Here is a 17,143-nt window from a genome sequence, read left to right on the forward strand (position 1 = left end):
GGCGGCATGAACGCTGCCGATGAACTGCTCGACGTCGTCGACGAGAACGACGAGGTGACCGGTCAGGCCCGGCGCGGCGAGGTGTACGCGCGGGGCCTGATCCATCGCTGCACGTTCATCCTCGTCCGGGACGCGCAGGGCAGGGTGTTCGTGCACCGCCGGACCCCGACGAAGCTGGTGTTCCCGTCCCGGTACGACCTGTTCGTGGGCGGAGTGGTCGGCGCGGGCGAGTCGTACGACGACGCCGCGCTGCGGGAGGCCGAGGAGGAGCTCGGGGTGTCCGGGCTCGACCGGCCCCGGCCGCTGTTCCGCTTCCTGTACGAGGGCGAGGGCGGGCGCTGGTGGTCCGCCGTCTACGAGGTCCGCTGCGCGCTGCCGGTGCGGCCGCAGGTGGAGGAGGTCGCCTGGCACGCCTTCCTCACCGACGAGGAACTGACCGCGCGGCTCGGCGAGTGGGAGTGGGTGCCGGACGGCCTGGCGGCGTACCAGCGGCTGCTGGCGTACCGGGCCACAGGGCGACCCTCTCTGTAAAGTGCCCGCGTGAACGACTTCGTACAGAGCCTGCGCCTGTGGTTCGCGCCGCAGCGGATCCGTGAGGAGGGCGACACCCCCGACTACCGGTTCTCGCTGGCGAACGAGCGGACCTTCCTCGCCTGGGTGCGGACCGGGCTCGCGCTGGTGGGTGGCGGCTTCGCCGTCGACCAGTTCCTGCCGGACCTGCGGTGGGGGGTACGGGTCGGGCTCTCGCTGGCGCTGATCGGCGCGGGGGTGCTGTGCGCGCTGCGCGCGGTCAACCACTGGGTGCGCTGCGAGCGGGCGATGCGGCGGGGCGAGGACCTGCCGGTGTCGCGGTTCCCGACGGTGCTGAGTCTCGCGGTGGCCGTGGTGGCGCTGGCGATGGTGGTGGTCGTGCTGTTCGGCTGGGCGGGCTGATGCCGCAGAGCCGCGATCCGGGGCTGCAGCCGGAGCGGACGCGGCTGGCCTGGCGGCGGACGACGCTGTCGGCGACGGTGGCGGCGGTCTTCGCCGCGAAGCAGTCGATCCATGACGAGGTGACGCCGGCGGGCCTGTTCGGCGCGGCCCTGTCGGTGCTGGTGTGGCTGGGCTTCCTGGCGGTGGCGCACCGCCGCATGCAGGCCCTGGGCGCGGCCCGGCCGCAGGCCCTGTCGCACCGCGCCGCCCTGCTGGCGGCGGGGGCGACCGTCGCTCTGGCGGCGTTCGCGGTGGCCATGGTGGTGTGACGGACGGGCCACGGCCCACCCGGACGAACCGGGCGATTCGGACTAGCCTGGGAAGGTCATCACTTCCTCTCCGGAGGCGACGTCATGACCGTCCTCCACCACGAGCACGCCACCCACGCGCACAGCCACGGCCCGGCCTGCGGGCACCTGGCCGTCGAGCACGGGGACCACATGGACTACGCGCACGACGGGCATCTGCACCGCGAGCACCAGGGGCACTGGGACGAGTGCGAGACCCCGAACCACGTGCCGCACACCCACCCCGACCATGTGCACGGGCCGGACTGCGGGCACACGTCCGTGGTGCACGGCGACCACGTCGACTACGTGCACGACGGACACCGTCACGCGGCGCACGACACACACTGGGACGACCACTGAGACACCGGCGGGCCCGGCTGCCGCGTCGGCTTCCCCCGCGCCCCTCCCGGCTGGCAGGCTTTCGCCGACCTGTCAGCCGCTCCCGGGGGGACCTCATGGCCGCGACCGATCCGTACACCGTCGAACTCGCCGCGGGGGTGCACGCGTTCGTGCAGCCGGACGGCGGCTGGTGCCTCAACAACGCGGGCTTCCTCGGCGACGCGGAGGAGAGCCTGCTCGTGGACACGACGGCGACCCAGCGGCGCACGCTGACGCTGCGCGACGCGGTGCTCGCCGCGGGGCTGCCGCTGCCGCGGACCGTCGTGAACACGCACCACCACGGCGACCACACCTACGGCAACGGGGTGTTCGCCCCGGCCGCGCTGATCGTGGGGCACGACAGCTGCCGGGCGGAGCAGCTGTCCGCCGGCCGCCAGCTCCATCTGCTGTGGCCGCAGACCGACTTCGGCGACATCCGCGTCACGCCGCCCTCGCTCACGTACAGCGAGCGGCTGACCCTGTACGTCGGCGGGATCGAGGTGCGCGTGCTGCACCCCGGCGTCGCGCACACCACCGGTGACTCGATCGTCCATCTCCCCGAGCAGGGCGTGGTGTTCACCGGCGACCTGGTCTTCCACGGCGGGACGCCGTTCGTGCCGATGGGATCGCTGGCCGGTTCGCTGCGCGCCCTGGAACTGCTGCGCTCGCTGGACGCGGAGACGGTGGTGCCGGGGCACGGGCCGGTGACGGACCCGTCCGCGTACGAGGCGACGGAGCGCTATCTGCGCCGGGTCGCCGAGCTGGCCCTGGAGGGGCGCGCCAAGGGGGCGAGCCCGCTGGAGACGGCGCGGACGGCGGATCTCGGGGAGTTCGCGGCCTGGCGGGAGAGCGAGCGGCTCGTCGCCAATCTGCACCGGGCCTACGCGGAGCTGGACGGGCTGCCCGGCGGCTCGCCGCTCGACCCGGCGGCGGTCTTCGGCGACATGGCGGCGATGAACGGCGGCGTCCCGGTCGCCTGCCACGCCTGAGGCCACGGGCCTGGAGCCACGGCCCGGAGCCACCGCGACCCGGAGCGACGGCCGAAGTCACCGGCCCAAAACCACGGCCCGTCCACCGGCCCGGAGCGACGGCCCGTCCACCGGCCTGGAGCCAGGGCCCGGACCCATCGGTCAGGGCCTTCCGGCTCACTCCCCTGGACGACATACCGACTGGTCGGTCATGATGGCGGGCGACCGGCCCCACCCGTCCCGGAGGTACGCACCATGAGCACCAGCCCCCCGCCCGGCCTCGACCTCGAGCGGCTGCGCGGTTACCTCGACCGCGAGCGGCCCGGACTGGTGGACGGACCGCTGCGGGCCCGGCTGATCGAGGGCGGCCGCTCCAACCTGACGTACGTCGTCACCGACGGCGGCAGCCGGTGGGTGGTGCGCCGGCCGCCGCTCGGCCACGTGCTGGCCACCGCGCACGACATGAAGCGCGAGCACCGGGTGATCAGCGCGCTGCACCCGACCTCCGTACCGGTGCCCCGCCCGGTGCTGCTCTGCGACGACGATGCGGTCCTCGGCGCGCCGTTCTACGTGATGGAGTTCGTGCCGGGCACTCCGTACCGCACGGCCGACCAGCTCGCCGGGCTCGGCCCGGAGCGCACCCGCGCCGCCGTCCTCGGTCTCGTCGACACGCTCGTCGACCTGCACGCGGTCGACCCCGACGCGGCGGGACTCGGCGACTTCGGCCGCCCGGAGGGCTTCCTCGACCGGCAGCTGCGCCGCTGGGGCAAGCAGCTGGACGCCTCGCGCAACCGCGAACTGGCCGGCATCGACGAGCTGCACGCGGCACTGGGCCGCTCCCTGCCCGACTCCCCCGCCCCGACCGTGGTGCACGGCGACTACCGCCTGGACAACGTGCTGATCGACGAGGACGACCGGATCACCGCCGTCCTGGACTGGGAGATGTCCACCCTCGGCGACCCGCTGACCGACCTCGGCCTGCTGGCGATGTACAGCGCGAAGCTGGAGCTGCCCGGCTCCCCCATCAGCACCACGGCCGCGGCCCCCGGCCACCCCGACCCCGCCGAGCTGATCGCGCGGTACGCGGAGAAGTCGGGCCGCGACGTCTCCGCGCTGCCCTGGTACACGGCCTTCGCCTGGTTCAAGCTCGCCGTGATCCTCGAGGGCATCCACTACCGCTACACCCTCGGCCAGACCGTCGGCGCCGGCTTCGACCGGATCGGCGAGCTCGTCCCGGTCTTCATCGAGCACGGCCTCACCACCCTCCAGGAAGGCTGATCCGCATGGACTTCGCATTCGACGCCCGCACCGAGGAGCTGCGCGCGAAGCTGCTCGCCTTCATGGACGAGTACGTCTACCCGGCCGAGTCCGTCGCGCACGAGCAGCGCGCCGCGCTCGCGTCTCCCTGGGACACCCCGCAGATCGTCGAGGACCTGAAGGCCGAGGCCCGGCGGCAGGGCCTGTGGAACCTGTTCCTGCCGGACGGCGAGTACGGCGCGGGGCTCACCAACCTCCAGTACGCCCCGCTCGCCGAGATCACCGGCCGCAGCCCCGAACTGGCCCCGACCGCGCTGAACTGCGCGGCCCCGGACACCGGCAACATGGAGGTGCTCGCGCTCTTCGGCGACGAGGCGCAGAAGAAGCAGTGGCTGGAGCCGTTGCTCGCCGGGGAGATCCGGTCCGCGTTCGCGATGACCGAGCCGGAGGTGGCCTCCTCGGACGCCACCAACATCGAGACGCGGATCGAGCGCGACGGGGGGGGCACCTCCCGCTCGAGCGCAGCCGAGGGCGGGGGCGATTACGTGATCAACGGGCGCAAGTGGTACATCTCCGGGGCGATGAACCCGGCCTGCAAGGTCTTCATCGTCATGGGCAAGACGGACCCTGACGGCCCGGACATCCGCCGCCAGCAGTCGATGATCCTCGTGCCGCGGGACACCCCCGGCGTCCAGGTGCGGCGGGCGATGCAGGTGTACGGCTTCGAGGACCACTCGCACGGCGGGCACGCCGAGGTCGTGTTCGACGACGTCCGGGTGCCGGCGGGCAATCTGATCGGCGAGGAGGGCGGCGGCTTCGGCATCGCCCAGGCGCGCCTCGGGCCGGGCCGGATCCACCACTGCATGCGGCTGATCGGCATGGCCGAGCGCGCGGTGGAGCTGATGTGCCGGCGGGCGGCGTCCCGTACCGCCTTCGGCAAGGCGCTGGCCCAGCAGGGCGTGGTGCAGAACTGGATCGCGGACGCGCGGGTGACGATCGAGCAGCTGCGGCTGCTCGTCCTGAAGACCGCCTGGCTGATGGACACGGTCGGCAACCGGGGCGCGCACACCGAGATCCAGGCCATCAAGATCGCCACCCCGCGCGCGGTGGTCGGGATCATCGACAAGGCGGTCCAGTTGCACGGCGCGGCCGGCGTCTCCCAGGACTTCCCGCTGGCCGAGCTGTGGGCGGCGGCACGGACGCTGCAGCTGGCGGACGGCCCGGACGAGGTGCACCAGCGCTCGCTGGCCCGTCAGGAGCTGAAGAAGTACCGCTGAAAGTACCGCTGAAGACCCCGAAGCGGCGGTCGCGCGCGTGCGCGGCCGCCGCTTCGGCGTGGTCCGGGGCCTACGGGCGCAGCGCCCGCAGCAGCAGGTCGGCCAGGTGGTCGGCGACCTGCTGGGGGCTGAGCGGGCCGTCCGGGCGGTACCAGGTGGACAGGTGGTGCACCGAGCCGAAGTGGTAGTCGACCACCAGGTCCGCCGGGGTGGCGTCGGAGAACACGCCGCTGCGCTGGCCCTCCTCGATCAGGGCCCGGAACCGCTCGTGGTAGTGCCGTCGCTCGCCCCGTACCTGCTTGTACTTCTCCGGGCTCAGGTGGTGCATGGAGCGGAAGAAGATCGAGGCGTCGTCGAGGTTCTCGATGGTGGTGACCACCACGTCGGCCGCCGCGCCGCGCAGCCGCTCCTCGACGGGGGCGTCGGCGCCCGCGAAGGCGTCCAGGCGCTCCTGCTGGAGGCGCAGCACACGCGCGTAGACCTCCTGCAGGAGGTCCTCCTTGGAGCCGAAGTAGTGGTACAGCGCGCCCTTGGTGACGCCGGCCGCCTCGACGATCTCCTGGACGGACGTCCGGTCGTAGCCCTGCTCGGCGAACAGCCGGGTGGCGGCGGCCAGCAGCCTCTGCGGGACGGGGGTACCGCTCCCGTCCGTCGTCCTGGCCATGCGCCGCCGCCTTTCTCTCGTTCACACCGTGTGGTCGTCGTTACGTGCGGGAACGCCGTTCCCTTCCGAGGATCTTCCCACTTCCGGTCCCCGGGGGCTCCGTCAGGATTCCCAGGTGCGCTGGATGTGGTTCATGCCGCCGAGCCAGCGCTCGGGGTCGCCGGCCCGCGCACGGTAGTAGTCGGCGACCTCGGGGTGCGGGAGGATCAGGAAGCGGTCGGCCTCGATGCCCTCGAAGAGCGCGTCGGCGACGTCCTCGGGCTCGATGGCGGTGGGGGCGAGGACGAGTTCGCCGGCCGAGCCGGAGGCGGTGAGCATGTCGGTGCGGACGCCCTGCGGGCAGATCGCGTGGACCTTGAGGCCGCGGTGCCGGTAGGTGAGCGAGAGCCATTCGGCGAAGGCGTAGGCGCCGTGCTTGGAGACGCTGTACGGGGCCGCGCCGATCATCGTGAGCAGGCCGGCGGCGGAGACGGTCGAGACGAAGCGGCCGCTGCCGCGCTCCAGCCAGGCGGGCAGCAGGGCGCGGGCCGCGCGGACGTGCGCCATCACGTTGACGTCCCAGGCGGCGGCCCAGACGGCCTCGTCGGCGAAGGCGTCGCCCGGGGAGGCGAGCCCGGCGTTGGCGCACCAGACGTCGATGTGGCCGCCGAGGGCCTCGCGGGCCTCCTCGACGATCGCGGAGGCGTCGCCGGCGACGGCCAGGGCGCCGATCTCCTCGGCGACGTCCTTGGTCCTGCCGGGGTCGAGGTCGTTGACGACGACCCGGGCGCCCTCGGCGGCGAACCGGCGGGCCAGCGCGGCGCCGATGCCGCCGCCCGCGCCCGTGACCACCACGGTCTGTCCCTGCACCGCACTCATCGAGACCCACCTCTCCGCTCTGTGAATGCCAGCAGACTAACCGGTCGGTATGTCCTGGTGGAAGGGCCGTGCTTGGACCGGGCGGGCGCTCGGGGGACCTTGCGGGCGGCCCGTGCACGCCTCGTTCCGCCCGGCCCCGGTCCGCGCTAGCGTGCGTGGCCATGTCAGGAAAGGCGATCAAGGAGGTTTCCGTATGAGCCTGTCCAGACGGGGTCTGCTGGCCGGTGGCGGCGCGCTGGGCGCGGTCGCGCTCGCCGGCGGGCCGGCCCGGGCGCAGGAGGGGCGGCACGGCCGGGTGCGCACCGGCTTCGAGCGGCTGGCGGCCGACGGTTACGCGGCGCTGTCGGGACAGAAGATCGGGGTGGTCACCAACCCGACCGGGATCACCGCCGACGCGCGGCACATCGTGGACGTGATGCACGCCGACGACCGGGTGGACCTGACCGCGGTGTTCGGGCCGGAGCACGGCTTCCGGGGCACGGCGCAGGCGGGCGGCTCGGAGGGGCGGTACGACGACCCGGCGACCGGGCTGCCGGTGTACGACACGTACCTGAAGAGCGGTCGACCTCTCGCCGACGTGTTCACCGCCTCGGGTGTGGACACGGTCGTCTTCGACATCCAGGACGCGGGCGCGCGCTTCTACACCTACATCTGGACCATGTACGACTGCATGGTCGCGACCGAACTGGCGGGCAAGCGGTTCGTGGTGCTCGACCGGCCGAACCCGGTGACCGGCCGGGCGGCCCTCGGGCCGGTCCTGGACCGGGCGTTCGCGACGTTCGTGGGCCGCGAGCCGATCGCGCAGGCGCACGGCATGACGGTCGCGGAGCTGGCACTGCTGTTCAACGCCGAGTTCCTGGCGCGGCCGGTGCGGCTGGAGACGGTCCGGATGACGGGCTGGCGGCGCTCGGAGTTCTTCGACGCGACCGGACTGCCGTGGGTGCCGCCGAGCCCGAACATGCCGACGCCGGAGACGGCGCTGGTGTACGCGGGCACCTGTCTGTTCGAAGGAACGAATCTGTCCGAGGGCCGGGGCACCACGCGGCCGTTCGAACTGCTCGGCGCGGAGGGCGTGGACCGGCGGTGGGCGGAGGCGGCCAACGCGCTGGAACTGCCCGGGGTGCGGTTCCGGGAGGCGTACTTCGCGCCGACGTTCTCCAAGTTCCAGGGGAAGACGGTCGGCGGGGTGCAGCTGATGGTGCACGACCGGGCCGCGTTCGACCCGGTGCGCACCGGTGTGGCGCTGCTGGTGACGGCGAAGCGGTCGTGGAGCGGGTTCGCCTGGCGGGCGGACAACTGGATCGACAAGCTGACCGGCTCGACCCGGGTCCGGACGATGATCGACGCGGGCGCGGGGCCGGACGAGGTGGTCGCGGCCTGGCAGGCGGACCTGGCCGCGTTCCGCGCGGTGCGCGAGGAGCATCTGCTGTACAGGTGAACGGCTGCGCCGGGTATGGCCGTCCCTCCCGTTCCGCAGGATGCTGCCCGGGCAGCGATCCTCGACGCGGAGGGACGGGCCATGGCCGGGATGAGTGTGCAGCCGTACCGGGAGGTCGTCTTCGACAAGGAGGGCGACGGGGCCGCGGGGCAGCGCGATGCGCTGCTGCGCATGGGCGGGACGGATCTGGTGCTGTTCGCGCACGGGTGGAACAGTTCCCGCTCCGTGGCCGCCCGGTTGTATTCGGCCTTCCTCGCCCCCTTCCCCGGGCTGGTGCGGGAGGGGGCGAGGATCGGCTACGGGGGCGTGTTCTGGCCGTCCATGTGGTTCACCGACGAGCCGATCCCCGACTTCGAGGGCCTGGCGGCGCACCTGCCGGGCAAGGAGCGGGCCGTGGGCCGGATCGCGGAGCTGCTGGCGGAACGGCCGGAGAGCGAGACGGCGTTCGCGGAGTTCGGCGCGCTGCTGCGGGAGCTGACGGACGTGGACCGGACGACGGCGGCCGGCGGGCCGGACGGGGGAGCGCCCGACGAGGGCGTCCCGGCGTTCCTGACCGGGGACCCGGTGGAGACCTGCGCGCTGTTCGCGGCGGCGCTGGACTCGCTGGACGGGGACGGGGACGGGGACGGGGACGGGGACGGGGAGCAGGTCGCCGAGCAGGCCGGACCGGACACACGCGAGCTGTTCGGCGGGCTCGGCCGACTGTGGAGGGGCGCGGAGGAGGCGCTGCGCCAGGCCACGTACTACACGATGAAGCGCCGCGCGGGGACGGTCGGCGAGCGGGGCCTCGGCCCGCTCCTCGGTGAACTGGCCCGCTCTGCCCCGGCGTTGAGGATCCATCTGGTGGGCCACAGCATGGGCGCCCGGCTGGTGGCGTTCGCGCTGCGCGGGCTGCCGTCCGGGACCCGGAACGTGAAGTCGGTGACGCTGCTCCAGGGGGCGTTCTCGCACTACGCGTTCGCGTCGAGCCTGCCGCACGACCGGGACGCCTCGGGCGCGCTGCGGGACATGCAGCGGCGGGTCGACGGGCCGGTGGTGGCCTGCCACTCGCGGCACGACACGGCCCTGGGCGTGATCTACCCGCTGGCGTCCCGGCTGGCCCGCGACGACTCGCGGGTGGCCGGCCTCGACCGGCGGTGGTGGGCGGTCGGGCACGACGGCGTCCAGGCCGTGCCCGGGACCCGCTCGCTGACCCTGGACGAGGCGCTGCGCGCCGGGATCCCCGCCTCCGGCTGCGTGAACGTGGACGCCGCCTCGGTGGTCCGGCGGGGCGGTCCGCCGTCCGGCGCGCACAGTGACATCTGTCATCCGGAGCTGGCGCGCGTGGTCGCCGCGGCGGGCCGTTTCGGCCGCTGAGCCGCGGGCCCACCGCCTCGGAGGCGGCCCGTCCGGCGCGTTCCCACCCGTCTCTTCCGCGCCATTGATGGCCCCCATCGGAATTTCGATGGAACACGAACGGCGCGTCGTTCGTCCCTCTCATGACGCCGAAGCACCAGCGACGGAGGTGGCGGAGCGATGGCCGGTTTCCGGAGTCTCGCCAGACAGGTACGTGACCCTGGCTGCGATCCCGCGCTGCGGAGGTACTCGCTGCGCAAGTGCCTGGAGCGGTTCGCGCCGTACGGGCACCGGGCGACCTGGGCCCATCTGTGCCGCAGGCACGGGTTCGGGCCCGAGGACCGGGACCTCGATCCGGCGCGGCTGGTGGCCGCGCTCGACGAGCTGGAGGAGGCGCGGGCGGTGTGGCTCGCGTACGAGCGGGAGTTCGCCGAACGGCGGCGCCGCGAGAAGCACGACGGGCTGCGCCGGCCCGCCTCGGTCGACGACTGGCACCGCCGCACCTGGGGCGGCAACGGCGTGGCGCGGTGCGACGATCCGGCGGTGCATCCGTCGGAGCCGCTGGCGGAGGTGCTGCGCCGGCTGATAGCCGCGCTGCGCGCCGCTCCGGGCGCGCACTGCCCGGTCTGCGCGGGGACGCGGATCGAGCACCGTCCCGAACCGGTGTGCGGGACGTGCGGGGTGACGTTGCCGTCGGCGGTCCTGATGCCGCGGGCGGGCCGGACCCGGCCGGTCCCGGTCGGCGCCGCGCGACGCTAACAGACGAAAAACCCTTGGCCCAAAGGGTTTCGGGCTCGGCAGAGTGTCCGTCGATGACACACGAACCCGAGCACCCGGAGCCCTGAGATGTCCACCCTGCGCGTGACCGCCGAGGTCCTGACCGTCCATCCGCATCCCGACGCCGACGCACTGGAACTGGCCCAGGTCGGCCTCTATCGCGCGGTCGTGGCCAAGGGGGCCTACAAGTCGGGGGACATCGCCCTGTACATCCCCGAACAGGCCGTGCTCCCGGCCGACCTGATCGAGGAGCTGGGGCTGACCGGGCGGCTCGCCGGGAAGGCGAAGGACCGGGTGAAGGCGGTACGACTGCGCGGCGAGCTGTCCCAGGGCATCGTCTGCCGGCCACGGGCGCTCGCCGAGGACGAGCTGGCGCGGGCGGTGACCGACGGCGGGGACTTCGCGGAGCGTCTCGGCATCACCAAGTGGGCGCCGCCGATCCCGCCGACGATGAGCGGCGAGGTGGAGTCCGCGCCCGATCTGCTGCCGTGGACCGACATCGAGAACATCCAGCGCTACCCGGACGTGTTCGAGCCCGGGGAGCCGGTGACGGTGACCGAGAAGCTGCACGGCACGGCCTGTCTGGTGACGTACTTCGCGGAGGACGGCCGCGTGCAGGTGTCCTCCAAGGGCTTCGGCGCGAAGGGCCTGGCGCTGCAGGAGGACCCGCGCAACCTGTACTGGCGCGCCGTCCACGACCACGGCGTCCCGGCGGTCGCCGCCGCGCTCGCTGAGCGGCTCGGCGCGCGCCGGGTGGGGATCTTCGGCGAGGTGTACGGCGCGGGCGTGCAGGACCTCGCGTACGGCGCGGACGCCCGCGCCGAGGGCCGCGTCGGCCTCGCGGTCTTCGACGTGTCCGCCGACCTGGACGGGAAGATCGTCTGGCTGGACCCCGCCGAGGTGCTGGACGACGGGCAACTGCCCCTCGTACCGCGGCTGTACAGCGGTCCGTACGACCTCGCGAAGGTGCTGGAGCTGACCAGCGGCCGGGAGACGGTCTCCGGGGAGGACCTGCATCTGCGCGAGGGCGTGGTCATCCGCTCCGCGACCGGCCGGTACAGCCCGGTGGTCGGCGGCCGGGCGATCGCCAAGTCCGTCAGCCCGGCGTATCTGACCCGCAAGGGCGGCACCGAGTACGAGTAGACCGGCCCGAGGACCGGCAGGGGACCCGCGCGGGGGGCGGGTCCCCTGTCCTGCTTCAGGCCCGGTCCTGCGGCGGCCTCTGCCCCGCTTCGGTCCCTTCCCTGCTTCAGCCGCGGCCCTGCCTCAGCCGCTGTTCGCGGGGGTGCGGCGCTCCCCCATGAGCCGGGAGCCGGTCATGCCCTCACCGACGACGTCGTCCGGGTTGGAGAGCACACAGTTCTCCAGGGAGAGGCAGCCGCAGCCGATGCAGTCGGTGAGGTGGTCGCGGAGCCGCCCGAGCTGCTTGATCCGCTCGTCCAGTTCGGAGCGCCATGCCTCGGAGAGCCGGGCCCAGTCCTCGCGGGTGGGGGTGCGTTCCTCGGGCAGTTCGGCGAGCGCCTCTCGGATGGTGGCGAGCGGGATGCCGACGCGCTGCGCGGCGCGGACGAAGGCGACCCGGCGCAGCGCGTCACGTGAGTAGCGGCGCTGGTTGCCGGTGGTCCGGCGGCTGGAGATCAGTCCCTTGGACTCGTAGAAGTGAAGGGCGGACACCGCCGCCCCGCTGCGCGCGGACAGCTGACCGACGGAGAGCTCGTGGATCTTCTCTGGAATCTGCGGCACTCCCCGAACCCTACTGGCCCGCCCATTGACAGAAGACCGCACACCGAACATGCTAAGCAGTCGCTTAATTGTTTCCGTGAACAGTGCGCGCAATGTCAGAGGGAGCAGGACATGACCGAGCCGAGGATCTTCACCTCCGCCGAGGAACTGACCGCCGCCGTGGGCGAGCAGCTCGGGTACAGCGAGTGGCTGGAGATCGACCAGAAGCGGATCGACCTCTTCGCCGAGGCCACCGGGGACCACCAGTGGATCCACGTGGACCCGGAGCGCGCCGCGTCCGGCCCGTTCGGGACGACGATCGCCCACGGCTACCTCACGCTGTCGCTGCTGCCCGCGTTCCTGCCGCAGATCATGAGCGTCGAGGGCATGCGGATGGGCGTCAACTACGGCTCGAACAAGGTCCGGTTCCCCGCCCCCGTGCCGGTCGGCTCACGGCTGCGCGCCTCCGCCGTGCTCGCCGAGGTGACGGAGGCAGGCGGCGGCGTGCAGGTCACCGCGCAGGTGACGGTCGAGCGCGAGGGCGGCGACAAGCCGGTCTGCGTCGCCGAGTGCGTGTCGCGGTACTACTTCTGAGCCCGGGGGCGCCTACTGCCGCGCGCCCACCATCCGCAGGACGAGGTCGGCGTAGAGCGCGCCGACCTCGTCGGGCGTCCGGCGGCCCTGCGCGTTGAACCAGCGGGAGACGTCGATGCACAGGGAGAGCACGGCGACCGTGGTGCCGGCCACGTCGGGCACGTCGAACTCGCCCGCCGCGACGCCCTCCTCGATGATCCGCCGGATCGCCCCGTCGCTCTTGCGCCGCAGGTCCACGATCTCGGTGCGGTGCTCGGGGCCGAGCGCGTCCAGCTCGTACTGGACCACGCGCGCGGTGGTGTGCCGCTCGGCGTGCCAGCGGACGAAGGAGCGCACGGCGTCGGCGAGCCGCTCGGCGGCGGTGCCGGGTCCGGCGGCCGCCTGCTCCAGGATCTCCAGGGCCCGGTCGTGACCGATCCGGCTGATCCGGTGGAGCAGCTCTTCCTTGGTCTTGTAGTGGATGTAGAGCGCCGCCGGGCTCATGCCGGCCCGGCCGGCGATGTCGCGCGTGGTCGTGGCGTGGTAGCCGCGCTCGGCGAACGCCTCGACAGCCGCCACCAGCAGCTTGCGTGCCGCCTCGGGGGTGACCTCACCCCAGGGCTTGTCCTCGTCGAGGACCGTCTCCTCCGCCGCGGTCATCGTTCGCCCTTTCTCCCGCCGGTCAGGACGAACACTCTACATCGAAGCTGAGCAAGCGCTTAGAGCTTCGTGAAAGGGTCATGATCGGCGAGCAGCTTCTCCAGGCGCGCCTGGTCGACCCGGCTGACGATCTGCCCGGCCTCCTGGCGGTCGCGGACGACCTTGGCGAGGGTGAAGGCCGAGGTGGTGAGGTACAGGACCGCGATACCGAGGAAGGCCCGCACCCAGACGTCCGCGTCCAGGTTGAGGATGCCGAGACCCACGGCGCCGAGGGCGATCCCGAAGGAGATCACGGCCTGCATGTAGTAGGCGGCGGTGTTCTGCTGCTTGATGGGTGCGTCGCTCATGCCGGACAGGATCCGGCGGATGTGCCCCGCGCCACATCCGCGCGCGTACTCAGGCGGGTACTCAGAAACGGGCCGCCGGGTGAGCGCCGTCCCCCTGGGTGAGCACCGTCACGGTCCCGGCGTTCCACCGGCGCTCTCCCGGTGATCCGTTAGCGTCTGTCCCGGGACCGACGGATCCGAGCACGGGGGTGTGACAGGTGGACGAGGACTCTTCTCTGGCCGACCGTTTCGAGGCGGAGCGGCCCGGACTCCGGGCGGTGGCCTACCGGATGCTCGGGTCGCTCGCCGAGGCGGAGGACGCCGTCCAGGAGACGTGGCTCAAGCTCGGCCGCACCGACGTCGGCGACGTACGAAACCTGGGCGCCTGGCTCACCACGGTCACCGGCCGGGTCTGCCTGGACATGCTGCGCTCACGCACCTCCCGGCGCGAGGAGCCGCTGCCCGAGCAGGACGGGACGGTACGACTGCCGGACCCGGTGGTCACCCGGCTCGGCCGCGTCGATCCCGAGCAGGAGATCCTGATCGCCGACTCGGTGGGCATCGCCCTCATGATCGTCCTGGAGACCCTCTCCCCGGCCGAGCGGCTCGCCTTCGTCCTGCACGACATGTTCGACGTGCCCTTCGACGACATCGCACCCGCCCTCGGCCGGACCGCGGCCTCCACCCGGCAACTCGCCAGCCGCGCCCGCCGCCGGGTCCAGGGCGCCGCGCTCGCGGCCGACACGGACAACGCCCGCAAGCGCGATGTCGTGGACGCCTTCCTGACCGCCTCCCGCGGCGGCGACTTCGAGGCGCTGCTGGCCCTCCTCGACCCCGACGTCGTCGCACGCTCCGACGGTGGCACGCTCGTACCGAGCGTCCTGCGCCGCGGCGCCGCCGACGTGGCGTCCCAGGCGATCACCTTCGCCCGCTTCGCGGCGGGGGCCCACCTCGTCCTGGTCAACGGCAGCCCCGGCGTCGTCTCCGTCACGGACGGCCGGCCGCTGTCCGTCATGTCGTTCACGATCCGGGACGGCCGTGTCACCGCGCTCGACATCCTCACCGATCCCGACCGCCTGGCCGCACTCGGCCTGACCGTCTGACCGGGGCGGGTGGACGACCGGCTAGAACGCGGACACGCCCGTGAGCGCCCGCCCGATGATCAGCTTCTGGATCTGGCTGGTGCCCTCGTACAGCGTCATCACCCGCGCGTCCCGCAGCAGCTTGCCGACCGGGTACTCGTCGATGTAGCCGTAGCCGCCGAAGACCTGCAGCGCGTTGTTGGCGCAGCGGACGGCGGCCTCGGAGGCGTACAGCTTGGCCTTGGAGGCGGCGGTGGCGAAGTCCTGGCCGCGGTCGATCAGGTCGGCGACCCGCCAGGTCAGCAGCCGGGCCGCGTCCACGTCGACCGCGATGTCGCTGATCAGCTCCTGGACCAGCTGGTACGAGGCGATGGACTTGCCGAACTGCTCACGCTCCCCCGCGTACCGCACCGCCGCGTCGAGCGCCGCCTGCGCGATGCCCACGCAGCCGGCGGCCACCGACATCCGGCCCTTGGCCAGGCCGGACATGGCGACGGAGAAGCCCTTGCCCTCGGGCCCGAGCATCGCGGAGGCGGGCACGCGGACGCCCTCCAGGACCAGCTCGGCGGTGGCCTGGCCGCGCAGGCCCAGCTTGCCGTGGACGGGGCGGCGGGTGAGGCCGGGGGCGTCGGCCGGGACGAGGAAGGCGGAGACGCCCTTGGGGCCGGGGGTGTCGTTCGTGCGGGCGAACAGCAGCACGCCCTCGGCCCAGGTGCCGTTGGTGATGAACATCTTCGCGCCGTCGATCACGTACGCGTCGCCGTCGCGGACCGCCCGGGTGGCGAGGTTGCCGGCGTCCGAGCCGGTGCCGGGCTCGGTCAGACCGAAGCAGCCGACCGCCTCGCCGGAGCAGAGCCGCGGCAGCCACTCCCGCTTCTGCTCCTCGCTCCCCCAGGCCGCGACGGTCTTGGCGACCAGGCCCAGCGAGACGGAGACGATGCCGCGCACGGACGAGTCGCCGCGCCCGAGCTCCTCGGTGACCAGGCAGTACGCGAGGTGGTCACCGCCGGAGCCGCCGTACTCCTCCGGGACCGTCAGCCCGAGGAAGCCGACATCGCCGAGCTTCTTCACGATCCCCCGGTCGACCTCCTCGGCCCGGTCCCAGGCAGTCGCGTACGGGGCGACCTCGCGCGCGACGAAGTCCGCGGCGAGCCGCCGCACCGCTTCCTGCTCCTCGCTGAGTTCCAGGTTCACACGCCACCCCACCGGGTCCCGGGGATCGGTCTCCCGCCCCTTTAATTACCACTGCTAGTTTTACTGGCCCCGCCTACTATGTGCGCCATGGCCCGACCGCGCAAGCCCCTCCTCAGCAGAGACCGGATCGTCGAGACGGCGGCGGCGCTCGTGGACGCCGAGGGCCTCGCGGCCCTGTCCACCCGGCGGCTCGCGGCGGAGCTGGGCGTCAGCGGACCCTCCCTGTACAACCACTTCCGCACGAAGGACGAGATCCTGGACGCGGTCGCCGACGCGGTCAGTGCACAGATCGATGTGTCGATGTTCGACGAGACGGACGTCCGGGACTGGCGCACCGCGCTGCACGACTGGGCCCTGTCCTACCGGTCCGCGCTCGCCGACCACCCGCACATGGTTCCGCTGCTGGCCCAGGGTCCGGGCCGCCGCCCGGCCGGCCTGCGCGTCGCGGACGCGGTCTTCGGCGCGATGGTCCGGTCCGGCTGGCCGCCCGCGCAGGCCACCTCCATCGGCGCGCTGATGCGGTACTTCATCACCGGCTCGGCGCTCGGCTCCTTCGCCGGCGGCTTCGTCGACGACGCGTCCGCGTACGACCCGGCCGACTACACCCACCTGGGCCAGGCCCACCTGCTGGCGGAGCGTCAGGAGAAGGTCGACGACCGGGCGTTCGAGACGGGCCTGAAGGCTCTGCTCGACGGGCTGGCGCTGCAGTACGCGGCCCGCCCGCTCGGGTGACGGGGCCTCAGCCGGCCAGCAGGCTCCGGGCGAGCCGGGTGAGGGAGTCCGCGATCCGGTCGTGCGCGAGGCCGCGGTCGAAGCGCTGGAAGCGGTAGAGCTCGGGGGCCAGCGGGGCCAGGACGAGGTCGATCACCGCGTCCGGGTCGGGCGCTCCGGCGTCGACCAGCAGCGAGCGGACGTGCACCCGCCAGAAGCCGTACGCGCCGGTCTCGAACCGGGCCTGCCCGGTCTCCGCGCCGAGCGCGAGCGGCAGGTGGTGGCGCAGCAGGTCGAGCATCGCGAGATAGAAGGCGGCGAGCCGCTCGGCGGGCGGCGCACCCGGGCCCAACGGCGGCGGGCCGTACACCAGTTGCTGCTGGAGCCGGCGGTCGTGCTCGTCGAGGAGGGCCACCGCGATCGACGACGGGTCGGGGAAGCTGCGATACAGCGTGGCCCGTCCGACACCGGCGGCCTTCGCGACGGCGTCCATGGTGACCGCGCCGGGGTCGCGCTCCGCGAAGAGCCGCTCGGCGGCGGCCAGGATCTGCTCACGGTTGCGCACCGCGTCCGCGCGCCGGCGCGGCGCGGCATCCGCCCGGGACCCGGCTTCACCCCTCTTCCGGGGCGCTCCCTCGCTCTCGCTCATGGGCCGACCCTA

At 73.0% G+C, this 17,143-nt stretch carries 21 protein-coding genes; 14 read left to right on the plus strand and 7 right to left on the minus strand.

What is annotated here, in order from left to right; genetic code table 11:
• The first annotated feature begins 6 nt into the window (after nucleotides 1–6).
• The 7 genes from ABZO31_RS05920 (at nucleotide 7) to ABZO31_RS05950 (ending at nucleotide 5,142) form a co-directional block, all read left to right on the plus strand.
• On the plus strand, nucleotides 7–531 hold the full coding sequence (locus tag ABZO31_RS05920; protein WP_406859924.1) for an NUDIX hydrolase: 525 nt from the start codon (nucleotides 7–9) through the stop codon (nucleotides 529–531).
• Nucleotides 532–540: 9 nt separating this feature from the next.
• A complete protein-coding gene (locus ABZO31_RS05925) occupies nucleotides 541–933 on the plus strand; it encodes a YidH family protein (protein ID WP_406859925.1) in 393 nt (130 codons plus the stop codon).
• Nucleotides 933–1,241 carry a DUF202 domain-containing protein gene (locus ABZO31_RS05930; protein ID WP_406859926.1) on the plus strand — a complete coding sequence of 103 codons (309 nt, stop codon included), beginning with the start codon at nucleotides 933–935 and terminating at the stop codon, nucleotides 1,239–1,241. Before ABZO31_RS05925 ends, ABZO31_RS05930 begins: the two co-directional genes overlap by 1 nt.
• Nucleotides 1,242–1,325: 84 nt before the next feature.
• A complete protein-coding gene (locus ABZO31_RS05935) occupies nucleotides 1,326–1,622 on the plus strand; it encodes a hypothetical protein (protein ID WP_406859927.1) in 297 nt (98 codons plus the stop codon).
• 95 nt (nucleotides 1,623–1,717) lie between these two features.
• Nucleotides 1,718–2,629 carry an MBL fold metallo-hydrolase gene (locus tag ABZO31_RS05940; RefSeq protein WP_406859928.1) on the plus strand — a complete coding sequence of 304 codons (912 nt, stop codon included), beginning with the start codon at nucleotides 1,718–1,720 and terminating at the stop codon, nucleotides 2,627–2,629.
• Between the two features lie 234 nt (nucleotides 2,630–2,863).
• Nucleotides 2,864–3,886 (plus strand): phosphotransferase family protein, encoded by a 1,023-nt coding sequence (locus ABZO31_RS05945; protein WP_406859929.1) that lies wholly within the window; start codon nucleotides 2,864–2,866, stop codon nucleotides 3,884–3,886.
• A gap of 5 nt (nucleotides 3,887–3,891) precedes the next feature.
• Nucleotides 3,892–5,142 (plus strand): acyl-CoA dehydrogenase family protein, encoded by a 1,251-nt coding sequence (locus ABZO31_RS05950; protein ID WP_406859930.1) that lies wholly within the window; start codon nucleotides 3,892–3,894, stop codon nucleotides 5,140–5,142.
• Between the two features lie 70 nt (nucleotides 5,143–5,212).
• On the opposite strand, the gene ABZO31_RS05955 is transcribed toward ABZO31_RS05950, so the two are convergent.
• Both ABZO31_RS05955 and ABZO31_RS05960 read right to left on the minus strand, forming a co-directional pair.
• Entirely contained in the window at nucleotides 5,213–5,806 is a 594-nt protein-coding gene (locus tag ABZO31_RS05955) for a TetR/AcrR family transcriptional regulator (RefSeq protein WP_406859932.1), read from the minus strand.
• A gap of 102 nt (nucleotides 5,807–5,908) precedes the next feature.
• On the minus strand, nucleotides 5,909–6,664 hold the full coding sequence (locus ABZO31_RS05960; protein ID WP_406859933.1) for an SDR family oxidoreductase: 756 nt from the start codon (nucleotides 6,662–6,664) through the stop codon (nucleotides 5,909–5,911).
• A gap of 193 nt (nucleotides 6,665–6,857) precedes the next feature.
• Between ABZO31_RS05960 and ABZO31_RS05965 the strand changes: the two genes are divergently transcribed.
• The 4 genes from ABZO31_RS05965 to ABZO31_RS05980 all read left to right on the plus strand — a co-directional run bounded on the left by ABZO31_RS05965 (nucleotide 6,858) and on the right by ABZO31_RS05980 (nucleotide 11,357).
• Entirely contained in the window at nucleotides 6,858–8,102 is a 1,245-nt protein-coding gene (locus ABZO31_RS05965) for an exo-beta-N-acetylmuramidase NamZ domain-containing protein (RefSeq protein WP_406859934.1), read from the plus strand.
• A gap of 90 nt (nucleotides 8,103–8,192) precedes the next feature.
• On the plus strand, nucleotides 8,193–9,458 hold the full coding sequence (locus tag ABZO31_RS05970; protein WP_406865264.1) for an alpha/beta hydrolase: 1,266 nt from the start codon (nucleotides 8,193–8,195) through the stop codon (nucleotides 9,456–9,458).
• A gap of 159 nt (nucleotides 9,459–9,617) precedes the next feature.
• Entirely contained in the window at nucleotides 9,618–10,196 is a 579-nt protein-coding gene (locus ABZO31_RS05975) for a hypothetical protein (RefSeq protein WP_406859935.1), read from the plus strand.
• Nucleotides 10,197–10,283: 87 nt separating this feature from the next.
• On the plus strand, nucleotides 10,284–11,357 hold the full coding sequence (locus ABZO31_RS05980) for an RNA ligase (ATP) (RefSeq protein WP_406859936.1): 1,074 nt from the start codon (nucleotides 10,284–10,286) through the stop codon (nucleotides 11,355–11,357).
• A gap of 123 nt (nucleotides 11,358–11,480) precedes the next feature.
• Here the strand turns inward: ABZO31_RS05980 and soxR are convergent, their stop codons facing one another.
• Nucleotides 11,481–11,957, minus strand: a complete 477-nt coding sequence (soxR, locus tag ABZO31_RS05985; RefSeq protein WP_406859937.1) for a redox-sensitive transcriptional activator SoxR — start codon at nucleotides 11,955–11,957, stop codon at nucleotides 11,481–11,483.
• Nucleotides 11,958–12,068: 111 nt separating this feature from the next.
• Between soxR and ABZO31_RS05990 the strand changes: the two genes are divergently transcribed.
• Nucleotides 12,069–12,530 carry a MaoC family dehydratase gene (locus ABZO31_RS05990; RefSeq protein WP_406859939.1) on the plus strand — a complete coding sequence of 154 codons (462 nt, stop codon included), beginning with the start codon at nucleotides 12,069–12,071 and terminating at the stop codon, nucleotides 12,528–12,530.
• A 12-nt stretch (nucleotides 12,531–12,542) separates the two neighbouring features.
• Here ABZO31_RS05990 and ABZO31_RS05995 read toward each other — a convergent pair whose 3' ends face one another.
• A complete protein-coding gene (locus tag ABZO31_RS05995; protein WP_406859940.1) occupies nucleotides 12,543–13,169 on the minus strand; it encodes a TetR family transcriptional regulator in 627 nt (208 codons plus the stop codon).
• Nucleotides 13,170–13,228: 59 nt separating this feature from the next.
• Nucleotides 13,229–13,516 carry a YiaA/YiaB family inner membrane protein gene (locus ABZO31_RS06000; protein WP_406859942.1) on the minus strand — a complete coding sequence of 96 codons (288 nt, stop codon included), beginning with the start codon at nucleotides 13,514–13,516 and terminating at the stop codon, nucleotides 13,229–13,231.
• A 197-nt stretch (nucleotides 13,517–13,713) separates the two neighbouring features.
• Between ABZO31_RS06000 and ABZO31_RS06005 the strand changes: the two genes are divergently transcribed.
• Entirely contained in the window at nucleotides 13,714–14,598 is an 885-nt protein-coding gene (locus ABZO31_RS06005; RefSeq protein ID WP_406859943.1) for a sigma-70 family RNA polymerase sigma factor, read from the plus strand.
• A 21-nt stretch (nucleotides 14,599–14,619) separates the two neighbouring features.
• Here ABZO31_RS06005 and ABZO31_RS06010 read toward each other — a convergent pair whose 3' ends face one another.
• Nucleotides 14,620–15,771 carry an acyl-CoA dehydrogenase family protein gene (locus tag ABZO31_RS06010; protein ID WP_406859944.1) on the minus strand — a complete coding sequence of 384 codons (1,152 nt, stop codon included), beginning with the start codon at nucleotides 15,769–15,771 and terminating at the stop codon, nucleotides 14,620–14,622.
• A gap of 78 nt (nucleotides 15,772–15,849) precedes the next feature.
• On the opposite strand from ABZO31_RS06010, the gene ABZO31_RS06015 reads away from it, so the two are divergent.
• A complete protein-coding gene (locus ABZO31_RS06015; protein WP_406859946.1) occupies nucleotides 15,850–16,503 on the plus strand; it encodes a TetR/AcrR family transcriptional regulator in 654 nt (217 codons plus the stop codon).
• A gap of 7 nt (nucleotides 16,504–16,510) precedes the next feature.
• On the opposite strand, the gene ABZO31_RS06020 is transcribed toward ABZO31_RS06015, so the two are convergent.
• On the minus strand, nucleotides 16,511–17,131 hold the full coding sequence (locus ABZO31_RS06020) for a TetR/AcrR family transcriptional regulator (RefSeq protein WP_406859948.1): 621 nt from the start codon (nucleotides 17,129–17,131) through the stop codon (nucleotides 16,511–16,513).
• Nucleotides 17,132–17,143 lie beyond the last annotated feature (12 nt).

The organism is Streptomyces solicamelliae (genome assembly GCF_045348655.1).
Classification (GTDB): Bacteria; Actinomycetota; Actinomycetes; order Streptomycetales; family Streptomycetaceae; genus Streptomyces; species Streptomyces solicamelliae.

Bases quoted from the DNA above. Each gene is read 5' to 3' on its own strand.
- ABZO31_RS05920 (WP_406859924.1), top strand. From the start codon at position 7: ATGAACGCTGCCGATGAACTGCTCGACGTCGTCGACGAGAACGACGAG.
- ABZO31_RS05930 (WP_406859926.1), top strand. From the start codon at position 933: ATGCCGCAGAGCCGCGATCCGGGGCTGCAGCCGGAGCGGACGCGGCTG.
- ABZO31_RS05935 (WP_406859927.1), top strand. From the start codon at position 1,326: ATGACCGTCCTCCACCACGAGCACGCCACCCACGCGCACAGCCACGGC.
- ABZO31_RS05940 (WP_406859928.1), top strand. From the start codon at position 1,718: ATGGCCGCGACCGATCCGTACACCGTCGAACTCGCCGCGGGGGTGCAC.
- ABZO31_RS05945 (WP_406859929.1), top strand. From the start codon at position 2,864: ATGAGCACCAGCCCCCCGCCCGGCCTCGACCTCGAGCGGCTGCGCGGT.
- ABZO31_RS05950 (WP_406859930.1), top strand. From the start codon at position 3,892: ATGGACTTCGCATTCGACGCCCGCACCGAGGAGCTGCGCGCGAAGCTG.
- ABZO31_RS05955 (WP_406859932.1), bottom strand. From the start codon at position 5,806: ATGGCCAGGACGACGGACGGGAGCGGTACCCCCGTCCCGCAGAGGCTG.
- ABZO31_RS05960 (WP_406859933.1), bottom strand. From the start codon at position 6,664: ATGAGTGCGGTGCAGGGACAGACCGTGGTGGTCACGGGCGCGGGCGGC.
- ABZO31_RS05965 (WP_406859934.1), top strand. From the start codon at position 6,858: ATGAGCCTGTCCAGACGGGGTCTGCTGGCCGGTGGCGGCGCGCTGGGC.
- ABZO31_RS05970 (WP_406865264.1), top strand. From the start codon at position 8,193: ATGAGTGTGCAGCCGTACCGGGAGGTCGTCTTCGACAAGGAGGGCGAC.
- ABZO31_RS05975 (WP_406859935.1), top strand. From the start codon at position 9,618: ATGGCCGGTTTCCGGAGTCTCGCCAGACAGGTACGTGACCCTGGCTGC.
- ABZO31_RS05980 (WP_406859936.1), top strand. From the start codon at position 10,284: ATGTCCACCCTGCGCGTGACCGCCGAGGTCCTGACCGTCCATCCGCAT.
- ABZO31_RS05990 (WP_406859939.1), top strand. From the start codon at position 12,069: ATGACCGAGCCGAGGATCTTCACCTCCGCCGAGGAACTGACCGCCGCC.
- ABZO31_RS05995 (WP_406859940.1), bottom strand. From the start codon at position 13,169: ATGACCGCGGCGGAGGAGACGGTCCTCGACGAGGACAAGCCCTGGGGT.
- ABZO31_RS06000 (WP_406859942.1), bottom strand. From the start codon at position 13,516: ATGAGCGACGCACCCATCAAGCAGCAGAACACCGCCGCCTACTACATG.
- ABZO31_RS06015 (WP_406859946.1), top strand. From the start codon at position 15,850: ATGTGCGCCATGGCCCGACCGCGCAAGCCCCTCCTCAGCAGAGACCGG.
- ABZO31_RS06020 (WP_406859948.1), bottom strand. From the start codon at position 17,131: ATGAGCGAGAGCGAGGGAGCGCCCCGGAAGAGGGGTGAAGCCGGGTCC.